This is a genomic window from Nocardia sp. CDC153 (genome assembly GCF_035818515.1).
Taxonomy (GTDB): domain Bacteria; phylum Actinomycetota; class Actinomycetes; order Mycobacteriales; family Mycobacteriaceae; genus Nocardia.
The window spans coordinates 1,024,667-1,051,249 of record NZ_JAYKYU010000001.1; the positions used below are offsets into that span (position 1 = coordinate 1,024,667).

At 68.0% G+C, this 26,583-nt stretch carries 20 protein-coding genes and 2 pseudogenes; 15 read left to right on the forward strand and 7 right to left on the reverse strand.

What is annotated here, in order from left to right:
- Positions 1-361: 361 nt before the first annotated feature.
- Positions 362-1,891: pseudogene (locus tag VMT65_RS04630) on the reverse strand (DEAD/DEAH box helicase); the annotation flags it as partial.
- A gap of 482 nt (positions 1,892-2,373) precedes the next feature.
- Here VMT65_RS04630 and VMT65_RS04635 point away from each other — a divergent pair.
- Positions 2,374-3,408 (forward strand): alpha/beta fold hydrolase, encoded by a 1,035-nt coding sequence (locus VMT65_RS04635; protein WP_326306646.1) that lies wholly within the window; start codon positions 2,374-2,376, stop codon positions 3,406-3,408.
- Here VMT65_RS04635 and VMT65_RS04640 read toward each other — a convergent pair whose 3' ends face one another.
- On the reverse strand, positions 3,409-4,539 hold the full coding sequence (locus VMT65_RS04640; RefSeq protein WP_326306647.1) for an SGNH/GDSL hydrolase family protein: 1,131 nt from the start codon (positions 4,537-4,539) through the stop codon (positions 3,409-3,411).
- Positions 4,540-4,724: 185 nt separating this feature from the next.
- Between VMT65_RS04640 and VMT65_RS04645 the strand changes: the two genes are divergently transcribed.
- Both VMT65_RS04645 and VMT65_RS04650 read left to right on the forward strand, forming a co-directional pair.
- Positions 4,725-5,405: a ferritin-like fold-containing protein gene (locus VMT65_RS04645; RefSeq protein ID WP_326306648.1), complete on the forward strand. Its 681-nt coding sequence runs from the start codon at positions 4,725-4,727 to the stop codon at positions 5,403-5,405.
- Positions 5,406-5,506: 101 nt separating this feature from the next.
- Entirely contained in the window at positions 5,507-5,734 is a 228-nt protein-coding gene (locus VMT65_RS04650) for a DUF3107 domain-containing protein (protein ID WP_326306649.1), read from the forward strand.
- Between the two features lie 124 nt (positions 5,735-5,858).
- On the opposite strand, the gene VMT65_RS04655 is transcribed toward VMT65_RS04650, so the two are convergent.
- Positions 5,859-6,518 carry a TetR/AcrR family transcriptional regulator gene (locus VMT65_RS04655; RefSeq protein WP_326306650.1) on the reverse strand — a complete coding sequence of 220 codons (660 nt, stop codon included), beginning with the start codon at positions 6,516-6,518 and terminating at the stop codon, positions 5,859-5,861.
- A gap of 255 nt (positions 6,519-6,773) precedes the next feature.
- On the opposite strand from VMT65_RS04655, the gene VMT65_RS04660 reads away from it, so the two are divergent.
- Complete coding sequence (locus VMT65_RS04660; RefSeq protein WP_442790174.1) at positions 6,774-7,895, forward strand: DUF3152 domain-containing protein; 1,122 nt, start codon at positions 6,774-6,776, stop codon at positions 7,893-7,895.
- A 27-nt stretch (positions 7,896-7,922) separates the two neighbouring features.
- Here the strand turns inward: VMT65_RS04660 and VMT65_RS04665 are convergent, their stop codons facing one another.
- Positions 7,923-9,329: a DHA2 family efflux MFS transporter permease subunit gene (locus VMT65_RS04665; protein ID WP_326306651.1), complete on the reverse strand. Its 1,407-nt coding sequence runs from the start codon at positions 9,327-9,329 to the stop codon at positions 7,923-7,925.
- A gap of 290 nt (positions 9,330-9,619) precedes the next feature.
- On the opposite strand from VMT65_RS04665, the gene VMT65_RS04670 reads away from it, so the two are divergent.
- The 3 genes from VMT65_RS04670 (at position 9,620) to VMT65_RS04680 (ending at position 12,949) form a co-directional block, all read left to right on the forward strand.
- Entirely contained in the window at positions 9,620-10,576 is a 957-nt protein-coding gene (locus tag VMT65_RS04670) for a sigma-70 family RNA polymerase sigma factor (RefSeq protein WP_326306652.1), read from the forward strand.
- A 181-nt stretch (positions 10,577-10,757) separates the two neighbouring features.
- Positions 10,758-11,942 carry an adenylyltransferase/sulfurtransferase MoeZ gene (gene moeZ, locus VMT65_RS04675; RefSeq protein ID WP_326306653.1) on the forward strand — a complete coding sequence of 395 codons (1,185 nt, stop codon included), beginning with the start codon at positions 10,758-10,760 and terminating at the stop codon, positions 11,940-11,942.
- 155 nt (positions 11,943-12,097) lie between these two features.
- Positions 12,098-12,949 (forward strand): TIGR02569 family protein, encoded by an 852-nt coding sequence (locus tag VMT65_RS04680; protein WP_326307451.1) that lies wholly within the window; start codon positions 12,098-12,100, stop codon positions 12,947-12,949.
- 102 nt (positions 12,950-13,051) lie between these two features.
- Here VMT65_RS04680 and VMT65_RS04685 read toward each other — a convergent pair whose 3' ends face one another.
- Positions 13,052-14,512 (reverse strand): nitrate/nitrite transporter, encoded by a 1,461-nt coding sequence (locus tag VMT65_RS04685; RefSeq protein WP_326306654.1) that lies wholly within the window; start codon positions 14,510-14,512, stop codon positions 13,052-13,054.
- A 173-nt stretch (positions 14,513-14,685) separates the two neighbouring features.
- Complete coding sequence (locus VMT65_RS04690) at positions 14,686-15,369, reverse strand: FadR/GntR family transcriptional regulator (protein ID WP_326306655.1); 684 nt, start codon at positions 15,367-15,369, stop codon at positions 14,686-14,688.
- Between the two features lie 182 nt (positions 15,370-15,551).
- On the opposite strand from VMT65_RS04690, the gene VMT65_RS04695 reads away from it, so the two are divergent.
- The 7 genes and pseudogenes from VMT65_RS04695 (at position 15,552) to VMT65_RS04725 (ending at position 24,323) form a co-directional block, all read left to right on the forward strand.
- Positions 15,552-16,742 carry an MFS transporter gene (locus VMT65_RS04695; protein ID WP_442790196.1) on the forward strand — a complete coding sequence of 397 codons (1,191 nt, stop codon included), beginning with the start codon at positions 15,552-15,554 and terminating at the stop codon, positions 16,740-16,742.
- A gap of 189 nt (positions 16,743-16,931) precedes the next feature.
- Positions 16,932-18,425, forward strand: a complete 1,494-nt coding sequence (locus VMT65_RS04700) for a nitrate/nitrite transporter (protein ID WP_326306656.1) — start codon at positions 16,932-16,934, stop codon at positions 18,423-18,425.
- Between the two features lie 25 nt (positions 18,426-18,450).
- Positions 18,451-21,015: a nitrite reductase large subunit NirB gene (gene nirB / locus VMT65_RS04705; RefSeq protein WP_326306657.1), complete on the forward strand. Its 2,565-nt coding sequence runs from the start codon at positions 18,451-18,453 to the stop codon at positions 21,013-21,015.
- Positions 21,016-21,080: 65 nt separating this feature from the next.
- A complete protein-coding gene (nirD, locus tag VMT65_RS04710) occupies positions 21,081-21,473 on the forward strand; it encodes a nitrite reductase small subunit NirD (RefSeq protein ID WP_326306658.1) in 393 nt (130 codons plus the stop codon).
- Positions 21,470-22,615, forward strand: a pseudogene (locus tag VMT65_RS04715) (uroporphyrinogen-III synthase); the annotation flags it as partial. The gene nirD and the pseudogene VMT65_RS04715, both read left to right, overlap by 4 nt.
- A 500-nt stretch (positions 22,616-23,115) precedes the next feature.
- The gene (locus tag VMT65_RS04720; RefSeq protein WP_326306659.1) at positions 23,116-23,964 is read left to right on the forward strand and encodes a sirohydrochlorin chelatase; all 849 of its coding nucleotides are present in this window, start codon (positions 23,116-23,118) and stop codon (positions 23,962-23,964) included.
- 143 nt (positions 23,965-24,107) lie between these two features.
- Positions 24,108-24,323: a hypothetical protein gene (locus VMT65_RS04725; protein ID WP_326306660.1), complete on the forward strand. Its 216-nt coding sequence runs from the start codon at positions 24,108-24,110 to the stop codon at positions 24,321-24,323.
- A 109-nt stretch (positions 24,324-24,432) separates the two neighbouring features.
- Here the strand turns inward: VMT65_RS04725 and VMT65_RS04730 are convergent, their stop codons facing one another.
- Positions 24,433-25,074 carry a TetR/AcrR family transcriptional regulator gene (locus VMT65_RS04730; protein ID WP_326306661.1) on the reverse strand — a complete coding sequence of 214 codons (642 nt, stop codon included), beginning with the start codon at positions 25,072-25,074 and terminating at the stop codon, positions 24,433-24,435.
- A 115-nt stretch (positions 25,075-25,189) separates the two neighbouring features.
- On the opposite strand from VMT65_RS04730, the gene VMT65_RS04735 reads away from it, so the two are divergent.
- Positions 25,190-26,572 (forward strand): flavin-containing monooxygenase, encoded by a 1,383-nt coding sequence (locus tag VMT65_RS04735; RefSeq protein WP_326306662.1) that lies wholly within the window; start codon positions 25,190-25,192, stop codon positions 26,570-26,572.
- Positions 26,573-26,583: the final 11 nt, after the last annotated feature.

Here is a 26,583-nt window from a genome sequence, read left to right on the forward strand (position 1 = left end):
TCGCGGTCGAATCCGCAACGGCCGGAGTGGATTCCGCCGCCTTGCCGCTTCGGCGGGTCCGCTTGCGCGGGGCCTCGGCGGTCGCGTCGCCGACCTCGGCGACCGGGGTGGGCTCGGCCTGGGCCGTGCCATTCACCGCCGGGGCCGTGCCATTCGCGGTGGCGTCCGAGAACAGCACCCCGGGGGCGATGGTCTGCTGGGCCTGCGGCGCGTCGGCCTGCGCGGCATCGGTCCGCGGCGCGGATTCGCTGGAACCCTTGCCGCGGCGGGTGCGGGTGCGGTTGCGGGTGCGGCGGCCGGTGCCCTCGGACTCCGTCGCGCCGCTGTCATTGTCGGAAACCTCTGCGGGGGCGTCGGTTTCGGACTCGGACGCGGTGGCGGCGGTGGCCTCGACCGGGGTGTTGCCACCCTTGCCGCGGCGCCGGCGGCGACGGCGGCGGCCGGACTTCTCCGGATCACCGGCGGCCGAATCGCCCTCGGCGGCAACGGTTTCGGCGGTGGTCTCCACCGTGGTGGCCTCGCCCTCGACCGCCTTGCCGCCGCGGGTGCGGCGACGGTTGCGGCTGCGCGGGGAGCGGGACTCGCGCTCGACGACGACCGCGTCCTCGTCGCGCTCGGGCTTGCGCTTGCGGATGACGCCGGTGACGCCCTCCGGAATGCCGAGTTCCTCGTACAGGTGCGGGGAACGCGAGTAGGTCTCCACCGGTTCCGGGATGCCGAGTTCGAGGGCCTTGTCGATGGAGGCCCAGCGGTGCAGCTCGTCCCAGTCGACCAGGGTGACCGCGACGCCGGTCTTGCCCGCGCGACCGGTGCGGCCGATGCGGTGCACGTAGGTCTTCTCGTCCTCGGGGCACTGGTAGTTGACGACGTGGGTGACGTCGTCGATGTCGATGCCGCGGGCGGCCACGTCGGTGGCGACCAGCACGTCGATCTTGCCCTCGCGGAACTTCTTGAGCGCCTTCTCGCGGGCGATCTGCCCGAGGTCGCCGTGCACCGCGCCGACGGCGAAGCCGCGCTCGGCCAGATCGTCGGCGATCTTTTGTGCGGTGCGCTTGGTGCGCGCGAAAATCATTGTCGCGCCACGGGTCTCGGCCTGCAGGATGCGCGAGAGCAGTTCGGTCTTGTCCAGCGCGTGCGCGCGGTAGACGAACTGCGCGATGCGGTCGTGCACCGCGGACTCGTGGTGCTCCTCGGCGCGAATGTGGGTCGGCCGGTTCAGGAAGGTGCGGGCCAGGGTGATGATCGGGCCCGGCATGGTGGCCGAGAACAGCATGGTCTGGCGCTGCTCGGGAACCATGGTGAGGATGCGCTCGATATCGGGCAGGAAGCCCAGGTCGAGCATCTCGTCGGCCTCGTCGAGCACCAGCACCTGGACCTTGCCCAGGATCAGATGATTCTGCTGGGCCAGATCCAGCAGGCGGCCGGGCGTGCCGACGACCACGTCGACGCCGGAGCGCAGCGCCGCGATCTGCGAGTCGTAGGGACGGCCGCCGTAGATGGCGTGGACCCGCACCTTGGTGCCGGTCTCGTCCTTCAGGTACTTGCTGGCGTTCTCCAGGTCCGACGTGACCTGCATGCACAGCTCGCGCGTCGGCACGATGATCAGTGCCCGCGGCGTGCCGTCCAGGATCATGGTGCCGGAATCGGCGGTGGCGATGCGGTGCAGGAGCGGCACACCGAAGCCGAACGTCTTGCCCATACCGGTGCGGGCCTGGCCGATGAGATCCTCACCGGCCAGCGCGAGCGGCAGGGTGAGTTCCTGAATGGCGAAGGTTCGTTCGATGCCGATCTCGGCGAGGGCCCGGACGATTTCCGGCCGTGCGCCCAATTCGGCGAAAGAGGGAGCGAGGTGGGTGTCGTCGAGTTCTGCGGTCAGCAGTGTGTCGGCCACGCCGGGTTCCTGCTCTACGGTGATCTTGCTCAGGTTCTTGCCTTTCCTCGATATCGCGTCTCGCGCGCACGAGGCGTGGGGCGGACCCGGACGGTCCGCGACGACCACTTGATCCGAGTTCTCGCCGCTGCTGGGATGCCTCTCCGGTGGATGGGCGTCGACCTGGCGCGGCGGTGCAGTGCTGCGGATCGGAGTGCGCGCACATTTTCCTGGACTACGGGCATGAATTTCCGCCGTCCGCGGAGATTGTAGCGTGATACGGCCTTCGCCCTGATTTCCGGCACCGCTAATGTGTGGCGTTATTGCGCTGGTAGGCGCGCTTATCGGTGGTGAAAGCGGCGCTCGCGCCGGGTTTCGCATTGTCGTTAATGACTGTGGCGCACCATAATTCGTCCGGGGGCGACCACGCGGACCGCACGGCGAGCAGTTGAGTTGCTCACATGTGTGATACATCGTGTACCACTATCTGCGAAGGTATTCGCGTGAGTTTGGCAGACACCGTGACAACCGCCGCGCAGAACCTGTGGGCACTGACCTTCGGCGACGGCATCGAGGCGCCCGAACGGACCCCGTCGACGGTGCTGTTCGACGCACCCCATCGCGAACTCCGCCGCTACGACGGCGCGGGCGCCGAGGATCCGGCCGTGCTGCTGGTGCCGCCGCTGGCCGCGCCCGCCTTCTGCTTCGACCTGCGCCCCGATCAGAGCCTCGCGCGCTTCCTGCTGGAGTCCGGCCGCGCGCCCTACCTGGTCGACTACGGCGACATCACCTTCGACGACCGCCACATGGGCTTCGAGGCCTGGATCGACGACATCCTGCCCGAGGCGATTCGCCAGGTCTCCGCCGATCGCGGCGGCCGCCCGGTGGATCTGGTGGGCTGGTCCATCGGCGGCACCCTGGCCCTGCTGACCGCCGCGGCCGACCAGACCCTGCCCATTCGCTCGGTGACCGCGGTCGGCGCACCGCTGAGCTACGACCACATGGTCGGCGCGCGCGAATTGCGTACCCTGGCCCGGATCGACGGCGGCCGCACCGCGACCGCCGCCATTCGCGCCGTGGGCGGGGTCTCCTCGCGGCTGACCCGCATCGCGTACCGGGCCACCGCCTGGGATCGAGAACTCAAGCGCCCCTTCTTCATCGCCAGCAATCTCACCGATACCGCGACGCTGGCCCGAATGGAGACCATCGACCGGTTCCAGAACGCGCTGCCGGGTTATCCGGGGCGGTTCTACAACCAGCTGTGGGGCCGTTTCATTCTCAACAACGACATCGGTAAAGGTGTTGTGCGCCTTGGTGATCGAGAGATCGCGCTGGCCGACATCACCCAGCCGGTGCTGCTGGTCGGCGGCCCGAACGACGCCATCACCGCGGCCGCCGCGGTCGAGCACGGCACCACGACGCTGACCGGGTCGGCGGAGGTGCGGTACGAGACCGCACCCGGTTCTCACCTCGGCATTCTCATCGCCCGCGACACCACGTGGACGTATCTGGACAAGTTCCTGCGCGACCTGTCCTGATCAGGCGTTCGGGTACGGCCGCAGTGCGCGCCACGACTCCTGATTCAGCCGTCCCACACTGTATTTCGGGATCAGGACATCGACGATCTCGCGCGCGATGAGCTCGTAGACGGCCTGCGTCGGGTGCGCGAGATCGCTGGTGGTGAGCGCGCGGCGAATGGCGCGCGGCGTCGTATCGGTCATGCCGAGATACGGCACCGGGCCGTGATCCTGGGCCAGCGGCGTGAGCTCGAACGCCTCCGTGTGGTCCGAAACATGCTGCATGAACTGCGACATCGGCACGAAGGTGATATTGCCCGGGTTCGCGCCGGGGCCGTCCTTCTCGCCGGTGCCCGGCGGCGGCCAGTGCGCGGCCAGATACTGCAGCGCGTCGTTGAACTTGGCGACGTTCTTCACCAACTGCTCGACCGAGGCCTCGCCCTTGTCGATCGCCTTGTCCTGGTAGCGAACCGAGACCATCGGACTCGGCAGATCGATGAGCAGGAAGTGCTCCAGGGCCGGGTTGGTCGGCAGCGAGTTGGGGATCAGATTCACCAGCGACCGGATATCGCGAATCATCGGCCCGATTCCGGTGCCGGGTTTCTCGGTGGTGGCGTCGGGCACCGGTCGGGCGGCGGTGACGAGATCGTTGAGCCCGATCCAGATGATGTGCAGCGTCGGCCCGGGGTACTGGTCCTGGGCGAGTCCGCGGGCGGCGGGCGGGGGAGCGGCCTGCATCGCGCGGCGCGCGGCGATGTACTTGTCGACCTGGGCGCGCAAATGCCCGAGCGCGCCGCCCTTGTCGGCGGTGTCGTCGGCCGCGACCGCGCCGCCCTCGGCGTAGTTGGCGTAGCGCACGGGGAACGGCAGCGCGTTGACGGTGGTGCCCAGCACGAGGGAATCGGTGGTGAGCTTGCGGTGGGGCGCGGTGGCGTCCTCGGTCTCCTTCTTGTTGGCCCGGATCAGCGGTTGGCCGCCGATCCATTCGACGAGGAAGTCGGTCCAGTTCTTGCCGTCGCTGTAGCGGCCGACCTCATTGGTGCGCATCATTCCGGCGGCGCGGGCGAACATGCCCGCGGGCGCTTCGCGTTTGATGCCGATGTCGGAGAGGGAATCACCGAGGATGACGAGGTTCTGAATTGCGGTGGGCATGGCGAACTCCGCGGGATGCTCCCCACCGGTCCTCCGCCAGCGCGGCGCGCTGACTGTGCACAGCGACCGGTAGGTTTGTGAATAGTTAAGTGGCACAAGGCCATTCGAGCTTTTCGAGCGTACGACTGATGACATGTCCCCGACTGCCGAATGCGCGTCATTTTCTGCCGCTAGGGTGGGGTCCCATGGGAGCCCCTTTCGCAGCGTCCGCCGACGGCCGCATCTCCGCTGAACACCCCGGCGTCACCGATCTGTTCGCCGTGCTGGCCTACGGCGAAATCTCCGCCTTCTATCGGCTCGCCGAGGAGGCCAAGCTCTCGCCCACGCTGCGCGGCCGGGTGGCCGTCGCCAAGATGGCGGGCAACGAGATGGAGCATTTCCAGACCCTCGAGCGGGCGCTGGCCGATCGCGGTGTGGACGTCTTCGACGCCATGGCCCCGTTCGTGCGCGCCCTGGACGCCTATCACGCCTCCACCGACCCCTCCGCCTGGCTGGAGTCGATGGTGAAGTTCTATGTCGGCGACGGCATCGCCGCCGACTTCTACACCGAGATCGCCGGTGCCCTGCCTCCCGAGGTCGCCGACGTGGTGCGCGATGTGCTGGCCGAGACCAGCCACTCCGAGTTCGTGATCGAGGAGGTGCGGACCGCGGTCGCGCAGAACCGTTCCGAGCGCGACCGACTGGCGCTGTGGGGCCGCCGCCTGCTCGGTGAGGCCATCACCCAGGCGCAGTACGTCATGGCCCAGCGCGACGAGCTCACCGAGCTGGTGCTCACCGCCACCGGCGACCTGAACGGCATCGCGACCCTGTTCGAGCACATGCAGAACTCCCACGCCGAACGCATGCGGGTCCTCGGCCTGGCGTGATCACGCTGTTCGCTGACAGCGCAGGACGTAGCGGTCGGGGCTCGACGCGGCTGCATTAGCCTGATCGAGACAGCACAGGACTCTAGGTTCGGAGGTTGGCCGTGGAGGTCAAGATCGGCATTTCGGATAGCCCGCGTGAGCTCGTCATCAACAGCTCGCAGACCCCCGCCGAGGTCGAAGCCCTCGTCACCGGTGCGCTGCAGGGTGAGGGTGGCGTCGTGGCGCTGACCGACGAGAAGGGGCGCAAGTTCCTGATTCAGGCGTCCAAGGTCGCCTACGTCGAGATCGGCACTCCGTCCTCGGGCCGCGTCGGCTTCGCCGCCGTCTGAGCCTTACCAATCTTCGGACGAAAGAAATTGCCCCGCCGAGCAACTCGGCGGGGCAATTTCTTTTGCAGTTCTTGGGGTTTCAGGGGTACCCCTGAGAGCCTCGAGAGTTGAGAGAATTTATCTCTCAATCGATCGGGTGCAGCGGCACATGCTTCAACCCACCCCAGCAGAGCGCGACGGTGGTGTCGACGGCGTCGTCCTTGGGAATCGGGCGATCTGCCTCGAGCCAGTACCGCGCGCTGAGCTGGCTCGCGCCGACCAGTCCGACGGCGAGCACGCGGGCGCGGTAGGGGTCCAGGCCGGAATCGTGTGCGACCAGGTCGAAGACCGCGTCCACGCACGCCTCGGTGGCCTGCTCGACGCGGCGTTGCACCTGCGGCTCATTGGTCAGATCGGATTCGAAAACCAGTCGGAAGCCCTGGGTTTCGTGATCGACGAAGTCGAAGTACGCCTGCACGGCGGCGCGCACGCGCTGCTTGTTGTCGGTGGTCGAGCGCAGCGCCTGGCGCACACTCGACACCAGCGCGTCGACATAGTTCTGCAGCACCGCCAGATACAGCTCGAGCTTGCTCGAGAAGTGCTGGTAGAGCACGGGTTTGCTCACTCCGGCACACTGCGAGATCTCGTCCATGCCCGCGGCGTGATAGCCGCGTTGGACGAAGACCTCGCTGGCTGCGGCGAGTAGCTGCGCCCGGCGCGCCTCGCGAGGCAGGCGGGTGCCGCGCTTGCTCGTCGCCTCGGATGACATGCGGTGCGAAGTCATCCGGTCCACGAGGTCAGTCATTTCCGATCTCCCAGTTGATTCCCGGCGGGAAGGATGTCCACCGGGCGGTATCCACCGAACGATACTCGCTCGGGGGGCCGGTGCCGATCCAGGTTCCGAATATTGTGGCGTCGATTATGCGAGGCCGATCACAACTGTGTAGCACATGTTCCGATTTGTGAGATCTGCCGCATTCACGTGAGATATCTCGCAGCAATAGCAGCGCCCGTGCGGGCGCCCGAGTGCTCGGCGTCGCGCTGTGAGAGTCTGTCAGACGTGACCGACCATGGGGGCAGCAATTCCGGCGGGCGCGATTCACGCCGCCCCGTGGGGGCCGGTGTGCCGCGAGCAGCCGGAACCAAGCGACGGGGAAGACCCAGCGGGCCGATCTACGATCCGCTCGGTTTGTACTCCGACACTGACGCATCGCAGACCGGCCCGTCGGTATCGCCGCATCAGCCGCTGCGAGCCCGCTGGGACCCCACCGCCCCGCCCGCCGACGGACCCAATCGGGAACGCCCCGACCGCGAGACCAAGAAGCAGAGCCGACTCGGCCGCTTCGTCAACACCTACGGTTGGCGCGCCTACGCCCTGCCCGTCCTGCTGGTGATCACCGTCGTCGTCTCCGTGGACGCGGTGCGGCACACCGGCGACAGCACCGCCGGACTCCCCGGCTTCGGCCGCCTCAGCGAGCACGGCGACAAGCCCAGCGGCATTCTCGGCGGGCCCAAGGGGGACGGAAAGTACGCCCTGGACCTGCCTTCGGGCGCGGTGCCCGCGGGCGGCCCGTACACCGACACCGGCAAGGGCACCTGGCATGTGGTGCCGGGCACGACCGGGCAGGTGGGCACCGGCTCCGACCATGTCTTCAACTACACGGTCGAGATCGAGGACGGGGTGGACACCGCCAGCCTCGGCGGGGACGACGCGATCGGCAAGATGATCGACGCGACGCTGGCGAATCCCAAGTCCTGGACCCATGATCCGCGCTTCGCCTTCCGCCGTATCGACACCGGCAACCCGGACTTCCGCATCTCGCTCACCTCCCGCGACACCACCCGCAAGTCCTGCGGCTTCGAGATTCCCGTCGACTCCTCCTGCTACAACGCCGATCTCGACCGCGTGGTGCTCTCGGAGGTGCGCTGGGTGCGCGGCGCGCTCTCCGACGAGGGCGACGTCGGCTCCTACCGGCAGTACCAGATCAATCACGAAGTCGGCCATGCCATCGGCTACCGCGAACACCAGCCCTGCGAAACCGACGGCGGCCTGGCCCCGGTCATGATGCAGCAGACCTTCGGGATCAAGAACAACGACATCGCGAAGCTCGACCCCGAAGGCGTGGTCCCCATGGACGGCAAGACCTGCCGCTTCAACCCGTGGCCCTACCCGCGCGGCTGACCGCCTACGCCGTGGCGACCGTGACGTCTACGCCGTGGCGACGGTGACCGGCTCGGTCGTCGGTGTGGGCGAACGGCGCTGCCGGACAACGACTCCCAGGCCAGAGGCCGCACCCAGTGCCGCGGCGATCGCGGCGGCGAGGACCGCGGCGCGGAAGCCGTGCTCGACCGCCGTCGTCGTGGTGTATCCGCCGTTGACGGTGAAAACCGCCGAGGCGACCGCGATTCCGAAGCTGCCGCCGAGCTGGCGGGTGGTGTTGTAGATGCCCGAGGCGGTGCCGATGGATTCCGGTCCGACCGTGCTGATGGCGGCGTTCTGAATGGCGGGCATGGCGGCGGAGACGCCAACCCCCGCCACCACCATGGGCGCGATCAGCGCCGCGTACCCGGCTCCGGTTCCGGCGGCCAACGCGATCCAGACGGCGCCCGCCGCCGTGAGCAGCAGACCGCCCACGATCAGCCGACGTTCACCGATCCGGGTCATGCGGGCGCCCGCGATCGGCGCGACCACGAAAAGCGTTGCGGTCCAGGGCAGCAGGCGTAGGCCCGAGCCGAGCGGGCTGTAGGACAGCCCGGCCTGCAGATACTGGGCGAAGAAGAACGCCATGCCGAACAGCGAGGCGGTCATGAGCAGACCGGCCAGATTGGCGGCGCTGAAGCTGCGGTGGGTGAACAGCCGCATGGGAACCATGGGATATGGGGTGCGCAGTTCCCAGCCGACGAAGGCCGCCAGCAGCACGCCGCCGCCGATCGATGTACCGAGAATCTCGGGGCTGCTCCAACCGCTCGTATTGCCCCGCACCAGACCCCACACCAGCCCGAGCACGCCCAGCCCGGACAGCGCCACGCCGAGAATATCGATCTTCGTTGCGGGCCCGGTGCTTTCGGCGGCGAACCGCGCGACCAGCGGGATGAGCACCAGTCCGATCGGCACGTTCAGCCAGAAGATCCACTCCCAGGTCAGCCCCTGCACCACCGCGCCGCCGACGACCGGCCCGCCGAGGATGGCGAGCCCGGTGATCCCGGCGAAGATCCCCATGGCGCGCCCCCGCTGTTCGGGCGGGAACGCCACGGCGACCAGCGTGAACGCGGCGGGCATGATCATGGCTCCGCCGACGCCCTGGATCGCGCGCGCGGCGATCAGCACCCCGATATCGGTGGAAAGCGCGCACGCGGCGGAGGCGAGCGTGAACACCGTCAGCCCGGCGATGAGCAAGCGGCGACGCCCAATACGGTCGCCGACCGTGGAGGCGGTCAGCAGAAACACGGCGAAGGCGAGCGTATAGGCGTTGAAGGTCCATTCGAGCGCCTCGAGCGACGCGCCGAGCTGTTCGCGAATGGTATTGAGCGCGGTGGTCACGACGAGCGCGTCGAGCCCCACCATCAAGGACGCCACCGAAGCAAGCGCGAGCGTCCATCGCTGATGCGTAGTCATGGGAATGTGGCCCTTCCGGGGAATGATCCGACCTGTCGCAGATACGTACTCACCGCCCCGCGAAAACTCATCGCTCCACCACACTCGCCTCTCGGCCACCATCGCGGCCCGCCGCGCGAGCGGCGATCGCTGTCGCCGTGGCTTGCGCTCTCGACTCCAGACATCAAGATCAAGGAGCTTTCGCTGCGGGGATTTGTCCGGTTCGCCGCTGTGGGAGCTCCCTGATCTTGTTTCGGGGGTGGGGGATTGGGGGTGTGGCGGGTGGGGGCGGGGCGTGCTAGCAAGGTGGGATGACCGCTGCCGTGGATGATGTGGTCGCCGGTGCCCAGGCGCATCGGGCGGAGTTGCTTGCCTACTGCTATCGGATGACCGGGTCGATGCACGACGCCGAGGATCTGGTACAGGAGATTCAGGTGCGGGCGTGGCGGGCGGCGGAATCCTTTGATCCGCAGCGGGCTTCGCTGCGCACGTGGCTGTATCGGATCGCCACCAATGTGTGTCTGACGGCGTTGAAGACCGCCCAGCGGCGGGCCATGCCGGTGGATCTGTCACAGCCGAATCCGGTGTACGGGCCGGAGCTGCTCGACAAATCGCCCGAAATTCCTTGGCTGGAGCCGTTTCCGGACGCGCTGCTCGGGGAGGGTGATCCGGCCGCGGTGGTCACGGTGCGCGAGAGCGTCCGCCTGGCATTCGTGGCGGCGCTGCAGCATCTGCCGCCGCTGCAGCGCTCGGTGCTGATCCTGCGGGATGTGTTGGCGCTCAAGGCGACCGAGGTGGCCGAGCTGCTCGACACCAGCACCGCGGCGGTGAACAGCGCGCTGCAGCGTGCGCACGCCCAGCTGTCCGGGCTCGAGTCCGGCCCGGCCGAACTCTCCGATGCCGAGCAGCGCGAGTTCCTGAAGCGCTATGTCGCCGCCTTCGAGGCCATGGATGTGGAGGCGTTGAAGCTCATCCTGCGCGAGGACGTGCTGCTGCAGATGCCGCCGTTCCTGGCCTGGTTCCACGGCCGCGCCGCCGTGGCGGCCTTCATGACCCGGATCTTCGGTCGCGGCGGGGCCTTCCGGCTGGTGTCCACCCGCGCCAATGGCCGTCCGGCCGTGGCCGCCTACCGCCGCTCCGCGGGCGGGGAGGTCTTCGAGGCGGCCAACCTGCACGTCCTCACCCTCGATGCTGACGGCGTCGCCCGCATGGATCTGTTCCACGCACCCGAGCTGTTTCGAATCTTCGGTCTGCCCGCCTGGCTGTGACCCCGCCTGGCTGTGACCCCGGCAGTACGGCCGTGACCGGGCGTCGACGGGCCCCGGTGGCGCTGACCGCCCGGTCTCGTAGGCTGGGGAAGAACGCCACCCGTCCCGGTGTTGCAGCTGTGGCCGCGAAGAAAGCAATGGCCGCGAGTATCCGGCGAATTCGATTGAGGAGTCCGAAGACGTGTCATCGCATCCCTCCCTGCCGCCCCTGGTGGAACCGGCGGCGGAGCTGACCCGGGACGAGGTCGCCCGCTACAGCCGCCATCTGATCATTCCGGATCTCGGGGTGGACGGTCAGAAACGCTTGAAGAACGCGCGCGTGCTGGTGATCGGCGCGGGCGGGCTCGGCTCCCCGGCGCTGCTGTATCTGGCCGCCGCCGGTGTCGGCACGCTGGGCATCGTGGAGTTCGACGAGGTCGACGCCTCCAACCTGCAGCGCCAGATCATCCACGGCGAATCCGATATCGGCCGCTCCAAGGCCGACAGCGCCCGCGACTCGATCCTGGAGATCAACTCCGGAATCACGGTGGAGCTGCACAAGATTCGCCTCGAGCCCGACAATGCCATCGACCTGTTCCGGCAATACGACCTGATCGTCGACGGCACCGACAACTTCGCCACCCGCTACCTGGTCAACGACGCGGCGGTGCTGGCGGGCAAGCCCTACGTGTGGGGTTCCATCTACCGTTTCGAGGGCCAGGTCTCGGTCTTCTGGGAGGACGCCCCGGACGGTCGCGGCATCAACTACCGCGACCTCTACCCCGAGGCCCCGCCGCCGGGCATGGTCCCCTCCTGCGCCGAGGGCGGTGTGCTGGGCGTGCTGTGCGCGTCGATCGGCTCGATCATGGTGACCGAGGCGATCAAGCTCATCACCGGCATCGGCGACCCGCTGCTGGGCCGTCTCATGGTCTACGACGCACTGGACATGAGCTACCGCACCATCAAGCTGCGCCGCGATCCGGAGCGTCAGCCCATCACCGAACTCATCGACTACGACGCCTTCTGCGGCGTGGTCTCCGAGGAGGGCCAGGCCGCCGCCCTCGGCTCCACCGTGACCGCCCGCGAGCTCAAGGACATGCTCGACGCGGGCAAGGATGTCGCCATCATCGACGTCCGCGAACCGGTGGAATGGGACATCGTCCGCATCGAGGGCGCGACCCTGATCCCCAAGGACCGCATCCTCTCCGGCGAGGCCCTGGCCGAGCTGCCGCAGAACACCCCGATCGTGTTGCACTGCAAGACCGGCATCCGTTCCGCGGAAGCCCTCGCGGCCCTCAAGAACGCGGGCTTCTCCGACGCCACTCACCTCCAGGGCGGAATCATCGCCTGGGCCAACCAGGTTGACCCGTCCCTGCCGGTGTACTGAGCGAATAGGGGTCCGGGAGTACGTCTTCCGGACCCCGCACCGGGGTTGTCACCCGCAAAATCACGGGCAACTTATCGACTTCGTTCCAGGTGGTCGGTTATACCGCGTGGCGTCGGTTTTCCGTCTCTTTACGGCGGTACCGTACGCGCGTGACCATGACTGCTGTGGAACCTCCCGAGCATGTGCGCTCGACCTTCGGGTTGCGCGAGGAAGCGCCGGTTCCGCTGGGGAACTGGGACGGTGGCTGGCGGCTCGGCGATGTGGTGCTGAGTCCCGTCACCGATCACGCACGGGCGGCCTGGTCGGCCAAGGTGCGGGAGACGCTCAAGGTCGACGGGTTGCGGTTGGCGCGGCCGGTACGGGCGACCGATGGGCGGTATGTCGTATCCGGTTGGCGCGCGGACACGTATCTCGAAGGGATTCCGGAGCCGCGCCACGATGAGGTCGTCTCGCTTTCGCTGCGACTACACCAGGTGACCGCGCGGCTCGAACGGCCGCGGTTTCTCGCGGCGCAGCCGGTGGCCCCGTGGGTGGATGTGGACGTCTTCGCCGCCGCCGATCGCGCTGCGTGGGAAGCGGTTCCGCTGCGCAGTCTCAAGATGGGCGGCATGCTGCCCGCCACCTCGCCCGACGGCGACCGCAGCCTGACCCTGATCACCCAGCTGTCGACCCTGCGCAAGCCGGTCACCACCCCCGCGCAGCTGGTGCACGGCGACTTGTTCGGAACCGTCCTGTTCTCCGGCAATTTCGCGCCCGGCCTCACCGACCTCACCCCGTACTGGCGACCCGCCCCGTGGGCCGCCGCGGTGATCGTGGTGGACGCCCTGTCCTGGGGCGGAGCCGACGACGGCCTGCTGGAACGCTGGAGCGAACTGCCCGAATGGCCGCAGATGCTGGTGCGCGCGGTCATGTTCCGCCTCGCGGTGCACGCCCTGCACCCGCGCTCGACCCCGGAAGCCTTCCCGGGCCTGTCCCGCACCGCGGACATGATTCGCCTGATGCTGTAGCCCGGTCTCGAAACCAAAAGGCCGCACCGGGCGACGAATCCGGGCGGCCTTTTGGGGTTTCAGGGGTCAACCCCTGAGAGCTTCCGAGAGTTGGTTCGCCCGCTACACGTTGGCGTGGGCCAGCGAGGGCGCGCGGCCGACGGCGAAGGAAGACCGCAGGTAGAACCACCAGCACAGCGCGCCCATGGCGAGGTACGCGACCACGTAACCCCAGAACGCGGGATTCATGCTGTGGTAGTGCGTGTTCGACAGCCGCAGCGCCTGCTGCAGGATCCAGCCGCCCGCCGCGCCGATCGCGCCGATGACACCGATGGCCGCACCCGCCTGCCGCTTGGCCGAGGTCAGCGCCTCGTTGATGTCCTGCCCGGTCTCCGAGGCGTGCCGCCGCGCTTCGGCGGTGAAGATCATCGGAATCATCCGGTAGGTCGACCCGTTGCCGATGCCGCTGAACACGAACAGCAGCAGGAACGAGGCCAGGTACAGCGGGAAGCTCTTGGCGGACAACGACGCCACGATGAGCGCGGTGGCGATGGCCATGCCGCCGAACACGTACAGCGTGATCTTCGCGCCGCTGAGCTTGTCGGCGATCCACCCGCCGAAGGGTCGGCTCATGGACCCGACGAGCGCCCCGAGGAAGGCCAGGTTGCCCAGCGTGCCCATCCAGCCGATCTTGGCCAGGCTCGGGAAGTTGGCCTTGAGCAGCGTCGGGAAGGCGAAGGAGAAGCCGATGAAGGAACCGAAGGTGCCGATGTAGAGGATGGCCATCACCCAGGTGTGGCGGTTGGCCAGCGCCCGCTTGTAGGACGTGCCATCGGATTTCGCGCCGGACAGCGAGTCCATGTAGCGCAGCGCGCCGAACAGCGCGATCAGGATGAACGGAATCCACACCAGCACGGCGAGGGTGATGCCGAAGCGGTAGCCGCCCGGGTTCTTGGCGAAGATGTGGGTGCCCAGAGTGATCAGCAGCGGCACGAACAACTGGGTCTGTGCCACACCGAGATTGCCGCCCGCGGCGTTGATGCCCAGCGCCGCGCCCTTCTTGCCCTCGGGGTAGAAGAAGTTGATATTGGCCATCGAGGAGGAGAAGTTGCCGCCGCCGACACCGGCGAGCGCGGCCAGCACCATGAACACCCACATGGGCGTGCTCGGGTGGTTGATGAAGTACACCAGGCCCAGCGTGGGCACCAGCAGCATGGCGGCGCTGAAGGCGGTGAACGCGCGCCCGCCGAAGCGCGGGATGGCGAAGGTGTAGGGCACCCGCAGTGCCGCGCCGACCAGGGTGGGGGTGGAGGTGAGCAGCAGGGCGTTGTTCACCGCGTCCGGATTCTTCGCGCCGAGGAAGGCGAATCCGGCCGAGCCCATCGCGGTCACGATGCTGGCCCACAGGACCCAGATGCTGAATCCGAGGTTCTCCGCGAATACCGAGAAGATCAGATTCTTTCGCGCGGTTTGTCTACCCCCGTTTTCCCAGAATTCATTGTTGTCGGGTTCCCACCGGTCGATCCACCGTCCGCGTCTCTGATAGGTGAAGGCGGAGTCGGGCGCCTCTACTACGGTTGCCATGAGCAGCTGTCCTCTCGGCTGTCGCGACCGCCCTCATCGTTCGGATCCCGTTCCAGGGGAGCCGTTGCGGTCGCGATCAACCGTAGGAACCGTGTTTTACGCCCGGGTGTTTTTCCGTGACACAGACGGTAATTCGGGCTCACTTTTCGGTGCGGCCCGCGGTGACCTTTCGGTTACTCGCTATTCGTATCAAGTGACCGATATTCGGCCATGAGCGAGTCGAGGAAGCAGTTGGCGGTGCGGGCCGCCCGTTCCGGATCGCCCTCGATCACCGCCTGGACCAGCTCGGCGTGCTCGTCGTGGTAGGTCGCGCCGTCCTGTTCGGAGCGGAAGCGGATCCCGGCCGCGATGACCGGCAGCAGCGAGTCGTAGAACTCCAGGTATACCGCATTGTGGCTGGCGACGACGATGGCGCGGTGGATTTGCACGTCGGCCTCGATGGCGGCGTCGAAGTCGGTGTCCCAGAACCGGGTTCGATCCGCGAGCAGTCGCCGCAGGGTCGCGATGTCGGCGTCGTTGCGGCGGGTGGCGGCCAGGCGGGCCGCGGTGGTGTCGAGGGCCTGCCGTAGCTCGAGCAGATCGCGCTGCTGGGCGTCGGCGAAGTACTCCGACAGGGTGCCGCCGAGGCTGGAGGTGCTGATCACGTAGGTGCCCGAGCCCTGTCTGCGCTCGAGCATGCCCGCGTGAACGAGCGCCTGCACGGCCTCGCGCACGGTATTCCGGCCGGTGCCGGTGAGTTCGGTGAGTTCGGGCTCGGTGGGGATGCGCGAGCCGACGGCCCAACGGCCGGAACGGATTTCGGCACGAAGCTGCTCGGTCACCTGGGCGATGAGGCTCGTGCGCCGGACTGGTTGCACGGGTGACAGCGTACCCTGCCTCACATTCGTTGCATCACATCATCGGGTCATCCTATGATTTCGTGGTGACTGCGACGATCGATGAGACATACGCCCCCGGGAGGGGCCTGACCGAAACCCCGACGACAACGACCGGCCTCCGCGTCACCGATCCGGTCCACCCTGAGCTCTCCAAACGCGCCCTGTTCGAGGGCCGCCTGCTGGTCCTCGTCGCCATCGTCTTCTCCGCTCTCACCCTCCGCGTCGCCGTCACCGCCTTCACCCCGCTCGCCAACCGAATCGGCCAGGACATCGGCTATTCCACCGCGGTGGTGGGCGTGTTCGGCATGCTGCCGACCGCCATGTTCGCGCTCGGCGGGCTGCTGACCCCGATCCTGTCCCGCCGCCTCGGCCTGGAGCTGACCGCGCTGGTGGCCATGCTCATGACCGCCGTCGGCTCGGCGATCCGCGCGATCGTGCCCGATACCTGGGAGCTGCTGGCCTTCTCGGCGCTGGCACTGGCCGGTATGGGCGTCGGCAATATCGTCATCCCGCCCTTGGTGAAGCGGTACTTCTCGGACCGTCTGGCGCTGTTGAGCTCGGTTTACATCGTGATGGTGCAGCTGGGCACGGTCGTGCCCGCGCTGATCACGGTGCCGGTCGCCGACGCGCACGGCTGGCGGCTCTCGCTGGGCATGTGGGCGGCGCTGTCGCTGGCCGCCGCGCTGCCGTGGATCGGCGTGCTGCGGGTGCGCCGCGCGCACGCGGTGGCCGACACCACCGAAATGCCCTCGGACACAGTCGAATCCACCGGCAAGGTGTGGCGCTCGCCGCTGGCCTGGGGCATGGCCTTCATGTTCGGCATGACCTCGCTGATCACCTATTCGCTGTTCACCTGGATGCCGACGATCTTCGCCGACGCCGGTGCGAGTGCGGCTTTCGGCGGCAGCATGGTCGGCATCTTCGCGCTGATCGGTCTGGTGGCCGCGCTGGGCGCGCCGATCGTGGTGGGGCGCATGGCCAATCCGTTCCCGGTGATCATCGGCTGCGCGGTGTTCTTCTTCATCGGCTTCGCCGGGCTGCTGTTCGCGCCCATGGCCGCGCCGCTGGTGTGGGTGCTGGCATTGGGCCTGGGCCCCTCGACGTTCCCGATGGCCCTGACGCTGATCAATCTGCGCACCCGCACGGGTGCCGGTTCGGCCGCGCTGTCCGGGTTCACCCAGGGCGTCGGCTACTCGGTGGCGTGCACGGGTCCGCTGGTCTTCGGCGCGCTGCACACCATGACCGGCGGTTGGGTGGCCCCCTTCGGCTTCCTGGTGCTCGCGGTCGTCGTGCTGATGGTCGGCGGCTGGTTGGCGTGCAAGCCGCAGATGCTGGAAGACACCTGGAACTAGCGGTTCTCCGCGATTCGAAGTAATTTCACTGTTCGAGTTGCCGGGTCGTGAGGTTGGGGCGATGCTGTCACTTCTCACGCCCGGCATTCCTATTTCGTGAGCAACCGTTGATTTAACGGCAATTCCGCGCAGCATCGTCGCAATACCGGTTTCCTACCTTGGGGTCCATCCAGATTTCAGGAGGGCCTCTTGTTGAAGACGCTGACCCGCAAGCGCGACATCGAGCATTGGGATGCCGAGGATGTCGAGGCTTGGGAAGCCGGTGGTAAGGACATCGCGCGCCGCAATCTGATCTGGTCGGTCTTCGCCGAGCACATCGGGTTCTCGGTGTGGTCGATCTGGTCGGTCATGGTGCTGTTCATGCCGCAGAACGTCTTCCACATCGACGCGGCCGGGAAGTTCTTCCTGGGCGCGGTCCCGACCCTGGTCGGCGGCATCGCGCGGATTCCCTACACCGTGCTGACCGCGAAGTTCGGCGGCCGCAACTGGACGATCGTGAGCGCGCTGCTGCTGCTCGTTCCCACGCTGCTGGCGCTGTACTTCATCAACCGGCCGGGCACCTCCTACCCGACGTTCCTGGTCGTGGCGGCCTTCGCGGGCCTGGGCGGCGGCAACTTCTCCTCGTCGATGTCGAATATCAACGTCTTCTACCCTCAGCGGCTCAAGGGCTGGGCGCTGGGCATCAACGCGGGCGGCGGCAATATCGGCGTGCCGGTCGTGCAGCTGATCGGGCTGGCGGTGATCGCGACCCTCGGCAACGCCTACGGCAATGCCTCGGTGGTGTGCGCGGTCTACCTGGTGCTGATCGCGGTCGCGGCCATCGGCGCGGCGCTGTACATGGACAATGTCCGCAATCAGCAGGCCGATCTGTCCTACATGATCAAGGCGCTGAAGGTGCCGCAGTCGTGGGCGATCGCGTTCCTCTACATCGGCACGTTCGGTTCGTTCATCGGCTACAGCTTCGCGTTCGGTCAGGTCCTGCAGATCAGCTTCAAGGCCGGTGGCGAGAGCGTTCCCGCCGCCACCCTGCACGCCGCGCAGATCGCCTTCATCGGCCCGCTGCTGGGTTCGCTGGCCCGCCCGTACGGCGGCAAGTGGGCCGACCGCCTCGGCGGCAGCAAGGTCACGCTCGACACCTTCGTGGCCATGACCGCGGCGGCCGTGCTGGTCGCGGTGTCGTCCACCATGGGCGATCACGCCGGGTACCCGAAGGGCGGCGTGCTGGTGGCCATGATCGTCGGGTTCACCGCGCTGTTCGTCATCTCCGGCATCGGCAACGGTGCGGTCACCAAGATCATCCCGTCGGTGTTCGAGGCCAAATCACGTGGTATTGCGGGTGATTCGAAAGACAAGGCGGCCTGGGCGCGCAATACCTCGGGTGCCCTGATCGGTTTCGTGGGCGCGATCGGTGCGCTCGGCGGGGTCGGAATCAACCTGGTGCTGCGTTCCTCCTACGCCTCCACCAAGTCCGCGACCACGGCTTTCTGGGTCTTCATGGCCTTCTACATCCTCTGCGCGGCCGTCTGCTGGGCGGTGTTCCTGCGCCGTCCGAGCTCGCGCTCGGCGACCGCCGAGGGCACCGACACCGACGAGGCATTCGTCATCGTCGAAGCCGAGGCCTTGGTGCTGCGGGCCGAGAGCGAAAGCCTGGATTCCGTGGACATCTCGTCGGCGCGAGCCTGACTCGATCACTGTGAAAGGGACCGTCATGACCCACAGCATCGAACGCAAGACCGTCGTCGTGATCGGCCACGGCATGGTCGGCCACCGCTTCGTCGAGGCGCTGCGCTCCCGGGACGAGGCCGGGACCTGGCAGGTCGTCGTGCTCAGCGAGGAGAAGCTGGCCGCCTACGACCGCGTCGGCCTGTCCTCCTACGTCGGCGCCTGGGAGGCGTCGGCGCTGGCGCTACCCGGCAACGACTACGCGGGCGACACCCTCGTCGACGTCCGCCTGGGCGTGAAGGCCGACGCCATCGACCCGACCGCCCGCAAGGTCACCACCTCCACCGGCGAGGTGATCGGTTACGACGCACTGGTTCTCGCCACCGGCTCCTACGCCTTCGTGCCGCCGGTGCCGGGCCACGACGCGCAGGGCTGCTTCGTCTACCGCACCCTCGAGGACCTCGACGGCATTCGGGCCGCGGCCGAGGCGGCCGGTCCGGGTGCGGTCGGCATCGTGGTCGGCGGCGGTCTGCTGGGGCTGGAGGCGGCCAACGCGCTGCGTCTGCTGGGCATGACGCCGCACGTGGTCGAGTTCAACAGGTGGCTGATGCCCGCCCAGGTCGACGAGGGCGGCGGCGCGATCCTGGAGAAGCTGGTCACCGAGCTGGGTCTGGCCGTGCACACCGGTGTCGGCACCTCGGCCATCGAAACCGTCGAGGGCGCACCGCTGTCCGAGCGGCTCAAGGTCAGCTTCTCCGACGGCAGCGAAATCCGTTCCGCCCTGGTGGTTTTCGCCGCCGGTGTGCGGCCCCGCGACGAGATCGCCCGTGGCGCGGGCCTCGACGTCGGCGAGCGCGGCGGTGTGCTCACCGACCTGAGCCTGCGAACCTCGGACCCGAACATCTACGCCATCGGTGAGGTCGCCGCCATCGAGGGCGTCTGCTACGGCCTGGTCGCCCCCGGCTACAGCACCGCCGAGGTGGTCGCGGACCGACTGCTCGGCGGCGCGGGCGAATTCCCGGGCGCGGACCTGTCGACCAAGCTGAAGCTGCTCGGTGTGGACGTGGCGTCCTTCGGTGATGCGCACGGCCGCACCGAGGGCGCGCTGTCGGTGGTGCTGCACGATGCCGCCAAGGGCACCTACGCCAAACTCGTCGTCTCCGATGACGCGCAGACCCTGCTGGGCGGCATCCTGGTCGGCGACGCCACCCAGTACTCGGCGCTGCGTCCGCTGGTGGGCCGTCCGCTGCCCGCCGATCCGGCCGCGCTGATCTCCCCGGCCGGTGCGGAACTGGGCGCGGACGCGCTGCCCGACGACGCGCAGATCTGCTCGTGCAACAACGTCTCCAAGGGCTCGATCTGCGGCGCGATCGCCGACGGGGCCTGCGATGTGCCCGCCATCAAGAGCTGCACCAGTGCCGGAACCTCCTGCGGCGGTTGCGTTCCCATGCTCAAGAAGCTGCTCGAGCAGTCGGGTGTGGAGGTCTCCAAGTCGCTGTGCGAGCACTTCACGCAGTCGCGCGCCGAGCTGTTCCACATCGTCCAGTCGACCGGCATCCGCACCTTCTCGGGTCTGATCGCCAAGTACGGCAAGGGTTCCGGCTGCGATATCTGCAAGCCGACCGTGGCCTCCATCCTGGCCTCCACCTCGAGCGATCACATTCTCGACGGCGAGCAGGCCGCGCTGCAGGACACCAACGACCACTTCCTGGCCAACCTGCAGAAGAACGGCACCTACTCGGTGGTCCCGCGCATGCCCGGCGGTGAGGTGACCGCCGAGCAGCTCATCACCATCGGTGAGGTGGCCAAGGAGTTCGGCCTGTACGTGAAGGTCACCGGCGGCCAGCGCATCGACCTGTTCGGCGCGCGCGTCGAGCAGCTGCCGCTGATCTGGAAGCGCCTGGTCGACGCGGGCATGGAATCCGGCCACGCGTACGGCAAGTCGCTGCGCACGGTGAAGTCCTGCGTCGGCTCCACCTGGTGCCGCTACGGCCAGCAGGATTCGGTCGGCATGGCCGTGCTGCTCGAAAAGCGTTACCGCGGTTTGCGTTCCCCGCACAAGCTGAAGCTGGCGGTCTCGGGGTGCGCCCGCGAGTGCGCCGAGGCGCGCGGCAAGGACGTCGGCGTGATCGCCACCGAGCACGGCTGGAACCTGTACGTGGGCGGCAATGGCGGTCTGTCGCCGAAGCACGCGGTGCTGCTGGCCGGGGACCTCGACGACGAGACACTCATCCGCTACATCGACCGCTACCTCATGTTCTACATCCGCACCGCGGACCGCCTGCAGCGCACCGCGCCCTGGCAGGAGGCCCTCGAGGGCGGCATCGACTACCTCAAGCAGGTCGTCTGCGAGGACAGCCTGGGCATTGCCGCCGATCTGGAGGCCGCGATGGCCAAGCACGTCGAGGGCTACCGGGACGAGTGGGCCGCGGTGCTCGAGGACGAGGGCAAGCTCTCGCGCTTCGTGTCCTTCGTCAACGCCCCCGACCAGGCCGATCCGACCATCGGATTCGACGACAGCGGTGAGCGCAAGGTGCCGGTGCTGCTCGGAATTCCGGACATTCCTGTGGGGTCTGCCCAGGTCACAGAAGCCGCCACGAGCGGGAAATGACTGCTTAACCGCTTGGAAACAGGACGTCGGTACCAATAGGTAGGGCGTTCGGAGGAGAGTTACCGATGACCGTGATCGACACACCCGGCACCGCAGTGACCACCACTGGTTGGACGCAGGCCTGCCGACTGGACTATCTGATTCCCGGCCGCGGCGTGGCGGTGCTGTTGAAGGGTGGCCGCCAGGCGGCCCTGTTCCTCACCGAGGGCGCGACGCTGTTCGCCGTCGGCAATATCGATCCGTTCGGTCGGGCGGCGGTCATGTCGCGCGGCCTGGTCGGTGACCGCGGTGGCGTTCCGGTGGTGGCCTCGCCGCTGCTCAAGCAGGCGTTCTCGCTCCTCGACGGGCACTGCCTCGACGACGACTCGATCTCGTTGCCGGTGTACGCGGTCCGGGTCGTGGACGGTGTGGTCTCGGTGTCCAACGACCCCGTGCGGTTCGTCGGTGGTACCGCATGACCGAGGTCGACGGCGGTACCCCGCTCGCTGGATTCACGGTCGGCATCACCGCCGCCCGGCGCGCCGATGAGCTCGGCACCCTGCTCGCCCGCCGGGGCGCGAATGTGGTGTCCGCACCGGCCATTCGCATCATTCCGCTGGCCGACGACACCGAGCTGGAGCGCGTGACGCGGCAGCTGGTCGCCGACCCGCCGCAGATCGCGGTGGCCACCACCGGAATCGGCTTCCGCGGCTGGATGGAGGCCGCGGAGGGTTGGGGTCTGGCCGAGGAGCTGCGCTCCACGCTGGGCTCCACCCGTATGCTGGCCCGCGGCCCCAAGGCCAAGGGCGCGATTCGCGCGGCGGAGCTGCGCGAAGAATGGTCTCCCGCTTCGGAATCCAGTGCCGAGGTGCTGGATCACCTACTGGCCCAAGGGGTCGAGGGCGTGCGCATCGCGGTGCAGCTGCACGGCGCGACCACCGAGTGGGAGCCGGTGCCGGACTTCTGCGAGGTGCTGCGCATGGCCGGGGCCGACGTGGTCCCGGTCCCGGTCTACCGGTGGATTCCGCCGGACGACCGCACCCCCATGGATCGCCTCATCGAGGGCATCGTCACCGCCGGACTGGACTGCGTGACCTTCACCAGCGCCCCGGCCGTGGCCTCACTTCTCATGCGCGCCAAGGAAACCGGGCTGCTGGAGGCGGTCCTGCACGCCTTCCGCACCCGCGTCCTGCCCGCCTGCGTCGGCCCGATCACCGCCGCCCCGCTCGAGGAGCTCGGCGTCACCACGTCCATGCCCGGCCGCGCCCGCCTGGGCGCGCTGGCCCGCCACGTCGCCGAGGAACTTCCCCGCCGCGCCAATCGGATTCAGGCGGCCGGTCATATTCTCAGCGTCCGCGGCGGTTGCGTCGTCGTCGACGGCCAGGTCCGCCAATTGGCCCCCGCGCCAATGGCTTTGATGCGCTCCCTGGCTCGCCAGCCCGGCCGCGTCGTGTCCCGCGAGGACCTGCTCGCGGCCCTCCCCGGCGGTGGCGACGACACCCACGCCGTCGAAACCGCCATCGCCCGCCTGCGTGCGGGCCTCGGCACCCCCAAGGCCATCCAGACCGTCGTCAAGCGCGGCTACCGCCTGGCCCTGGACCCCGCCGAATGCATCGACAACCCCCACCCGGAGCCGCCTGCGCGCCCGGGCTTCCCGCCCCACTCCCAGGGCCTGGGCGTGCGTCGCGAGGTCCCGTCCCCGCGCATCGCCCCGAGTCGCCCGCAACCCGAGGTCCCGCCGTCCGCGGCCCGCCGCCCGGCCACCCCGCCCAACGGCGCACCCCGCCAGGTCGGCCAGCCGGTGAACCCCCTGCGGGCCAACGGATCTCCGGTCACCGGCACCGCCCGCCCGATCGCTTCGCCGCAACCGGCCGCCCCGGCTCGACCCGTCCCTATGGCGGGTGTGGCGCGACCGGCTCCGGTCGTGCCCGCGTCCAGCCCGGCCTCGGCGCAGTCGTCGAATCCGCAGCCCGCCAATGGGTCTCCGGTGAATGGTGTAGTCCGACCGGCGAGTTCGCTCGCGCAGTCGGTCGCGGCATCGCGGCCCGCTCCGGCGGCCGGTGCCACCGCGCGTCCGACTGGCGTGGCGCAGCCGGGAATTCGTCCCGCGCGGGGTGCGTGGTGAGCGCGCCCGCCCTGGTTCTGGTGGCGCACGGCACCAGGAGTGCGCGGGGTGTGGAAATGATCGCCGAACTGGCGGGAGCCGTCCGGCGCGAGTTGAACGCGGTGGCGTTCGCGCGCGCGGCCGGGACACAGACAGGTGCCGGTGCCGATTTCGGGGCCGCATCGGCATCGTTGCGTGAGTTGGCGGTCGCGGTCGACGCCGGTACGGCCATTGGCTCCGCCGGCGCGTCCGTGGTCGCCGCGCCGCGGGTGCGGACCGCGTTCGTGGATGTGCTGGGGCCCTCCCCGGCCGAGGTGTTGCGGGATCTGGATTCGATTCCCGCCGTGGTGGTTCCGGCGTTTCTGGCGTCGGGATACCACGTGTATCAGGATGTGCCGCGAGAGGTGGCCGCGAGTGCCCATGGTGCGGTCGCGGTCACCCAGGCCATGGGTCCGGATCCGGCGCTGGCCGAGGTCATGGCGCTGCGGCTGCGCGCCGCGGGCTGGCGGCCCGGTGACGCGGTGGTGTTCGCCGCCGCCGGTTCCTCGGATTCGCGTGCGCGCCAGGATGTTCAGCGCGCCGCGAACCTGCTCTCCGACCGGATCGGCCTCCCCGCGCATCTGGCCTACATCGCGACCGGCGAGCCCCGGGTGCCGGAGGTCGTGGCGGCGGTGCGGGCCTCTGGCGCGCGCCGGGTCTTCATCGCCTCGTACCTGCTCGCGCACGGCCTGTTCCATCAGCGCCTGCACGAGGCGGGTGCGGACGGCGTGGCCGAGCCGATCGGCGTGCACCCCTCCGTCGTCCGATTGCTGACCGATCGCTACTACACCGCCATCGAGAGCCTGAGCACCGTTCGCGTCGCCTGATTAGGGGATCGATAGGGGATCGAGGGGCGTAATCGCGGATTGCGCCCCTTGACCGGAATCGCCGAATTCCGCTGCCGCTTGGCAATTTTCGTTTTCGCGTGGCAACCTTTACCGCGATTCGGTAAAGACTCGGAGGATTCCACGTGAAGAAGTTTGTCGTCGCCGCACTGATCGCCGGTGGTGTCGCGGGCCCCATGGCCACCGCGGCCGCCGACCTCCCGACCATGCTCGACCCCTGGCAGGCCTGCATCCAGTCGGGTCAGACGGTCGATCAGTGCCAGGCGCTGGTGAACAACACCCAGCCGACCGACACGGGTGCGGGCTTCGGCTACACGGGGTCGGCCGCCTCCCACTCCTGAGGCAACCCGCACGCTGAATTAAACAATTCAATTTCAGATTCCGGGCCGACGCGAATTCGCGTCGGCCCGAGTCGTATCCGGCTGCCGCGCGGCAATAGCCGTCGAGTAGCTATTTGCTCTTCGGGGTCTGCAGCGCCGGGAACCAGATGTCGGTCAACACATTCGCCGCCTCCTCGGCGGAGACGTCGATGGTGCCCTGCATGGCCCAGCGCGTGAAGAACCGTTCCAACTGCGCCACCAGCAGCTCTATCCGCAGCCGCGCTTCCTCCTGCCGATCCGCGGGCCAGCGCGACAGGTACGAGCTCATGACATTGGGCAGCGCCATGATGCCTTCCCGTGCCACCTCACGGAATTCGGGCTCGAGGGTGGTCGCCTCGTCCCAGGCCGGCAGCAGATCCTTGTACTCCTGGAACCAGTCGATGGCCCGCCGCATCCAGGCGGCGAACTCCTCGCGCGAGCCGGTGTCGAGCACGTGGTCGAGATCCTCGTAGAAGTGCTGGACGCTGGGCAGCGTGCCCTGTTCGGCAATGGCGCGCAAGACATCCGGCTTCCCGGTGAAGTGCAGATAGAAGGTGGCGCGGCTGCAGCCGACGGCGGCGGCGATGTCGTCGACGCGGACCGGCGCGTAGCCCTGGGTGGTGAACAGGGTGGTGGCGGCCTCGATGAGCCGATTGCGGGTCTGCCGCTTCTGCTCGTCGCGCAGTGAGGTGCGGCGGGTCGCTTCGGGTTGGTCTACGTCGGATCGGGTCACGCCTGAATAATAGACGCAAGTCGACTCACTAGACACTCTGTCTAGCGAGTGTTAGCGTGTGTGGCACGTCACGTCCGGCAGGGCACTCGACCCGTCGCCGAACCAGGAGAGTGAATTGGCTGCGCTATCTGCCCAGAATCGTGAATTGCCCCGGGTCGCCATCATTGGCGCGGGCCCGTCCGGCATCACCGCCGCGAAACGGCTCGCCGAGTACGGCATCCCCTTCGACTGCTTCGAGGCCTCCGACGAGGTGGGCGGCAACTGGTACTACAAGAACCCGAACGGGATGTCGGCCTGCTATCAGAGCCTGCACATCGACACCTCGAAGTTCCGGCTTCAGTTCGAGGACTTTCCCGCGCCCGAGGAGTGGCCGGACTTTCCGCACCACACGCAGCTGCACCAGTACTTCAAGGACTACGTCGAGCACTTCGGCCTGCGTGATCGAATCCACTTGAACCACAAGGTGATCTCGGCCGAGCGGGACGCCGACGGCCTGTGGGTGGTCGGCACCGATCGGGGCACGACCGAGACCTACGACGCCCTGCTGGTGTGCAACGGCCACCACTGGGATCCCCGCATGCCCGACTATCCGGGCGAATTCAACGGCGTGCTCATGCATTCGCACGCCTACAACGACCCGTTCGACCCGATCGACATGCGCGGCAAGCGCATTGTCGTGGTGGGCATGGGCAATTCGGGCCTGGACATCGCGACCGAGCTGTCGCAGCGCTTCATCGCGTCCAAGTTCTTCCTCTCCGCCCGGCGGGGCGTATGGGTGCTGCCGAAGTACGTCAACGGCCAGGTCGGCGACAAGCGGTCCATGCCCGCGTGGATGCCGCCCAAGCTGGGGCTCAAGCTCAAGCAGCGGTTCGTGGTGAAAAACCGTGGGCACATGGAGGATTACGGCCTGCCCAAGCCCGATCACCTGCCGTTCGAGGCGCATCCCTCGGCCAGCGAGGAGTTCCTGCACCGGGCGGGCTGCGGTGACATCACCTTCAAGCCCGCCATCACCAAACTCGACGGCGACAAGGTGCATTTCGCCGACGGCAGCATCGAGGCCGTGGATGTGGTGTTGTGCGCCACCGGGTATCACATCTCCTTCCCGTTCTTCTCCGATCCGGAACTGCTGCCGGACGAGCGCAATCGGTTCCCGCTGTATCGGCAGATGGTGAAGCCGGGTGTGGACAATCTGTTCTTCCTGGGCCTGGCCCAGCCCATGCCGACGCTGGTGAATTTCGCCGAGCAGCAGTCGAAGCTGGTGGCCGCGTACCTGACCGGCAATTACCGGCTGCCCTCGGAGACGGAGATGAACGAGGCCATCCGGCAGGCCGAGGAGTCGCGGTCGGGGCGGTACTACGACTCGCCGCGGCACACCATTCAGATCGAATTCGAGCCGTACGTGCGCGATCTCCACAAGGAGATGGCGCGGGGCGCGAAGCGCGCCGAGGCGCACGGGTTCGCGTTGCCGGTGCGGCCGCGCGCGGCGGCCAAGGTCTGAAAGGGGTGAAC

Coding starts and splice junctions, on each gene's coding strand:
- VMT65_RS04640 (WP_326306647.1), bottom strand. CDS start 4,539: ATGCCCACCGCAATTCAGAACCTCGTCATCCTCGGTGATTCCCTCTCC.
- VMT65_RS04680 (WP_326307451.1), top strand. CDS start 12,098: ATGACTGCTGTGGAACCTCCCGAGCATGTGCGCTCGACCTTCGGGTTG.
- VMT65_RS04670 (WP_326306652.1), top strand. CDS start 9,620: ATGACCGCTGCCGTGGATGATGTGGTCGCCGGTGCCCAGGCGCATCGG.
- VMT65_RS04665 (WP_326306651.1), bottom strand. CDS start 9,329: ATGACTACGCATCAGCGATGGACGCTCGCGCTTGCTTCGGTGGCGTCC.
- VMT65_RS04685 (WP_326306654.1), bottom strand. CDS start 14,512: ATGGCAACCGTAGTAGAGGCGCCCGACTCCGCCTTCACCTATCAGAGA.
- nirD (WP_326306658.1), top strand. CDS start 21,081: ATGACCGTGATCGACACACCCGGCACCGCAGTGACCACCACTGGTTGG.
- VMT65_RS04645 (WP_326306648.1), top strand. CDS start 4,725: ATGGGAGCCCCTTTCGCAGCGTCCGCCGACGGCCGCATCTCCGCTGAA.
- nirB (WP_326306657.1), top strand. CDS start 18,451: ATGACCCACAGCATCGAACGCAAGACCGTCGTCGTGATCGGCCACGGC.
- VMT65_RS04655 (WP_326306650.1), bottom strand. CDS start 6,518: ATGACTGACCTCGTGGACCGGATGACTTCGCACCGCATGTCATCCGAG.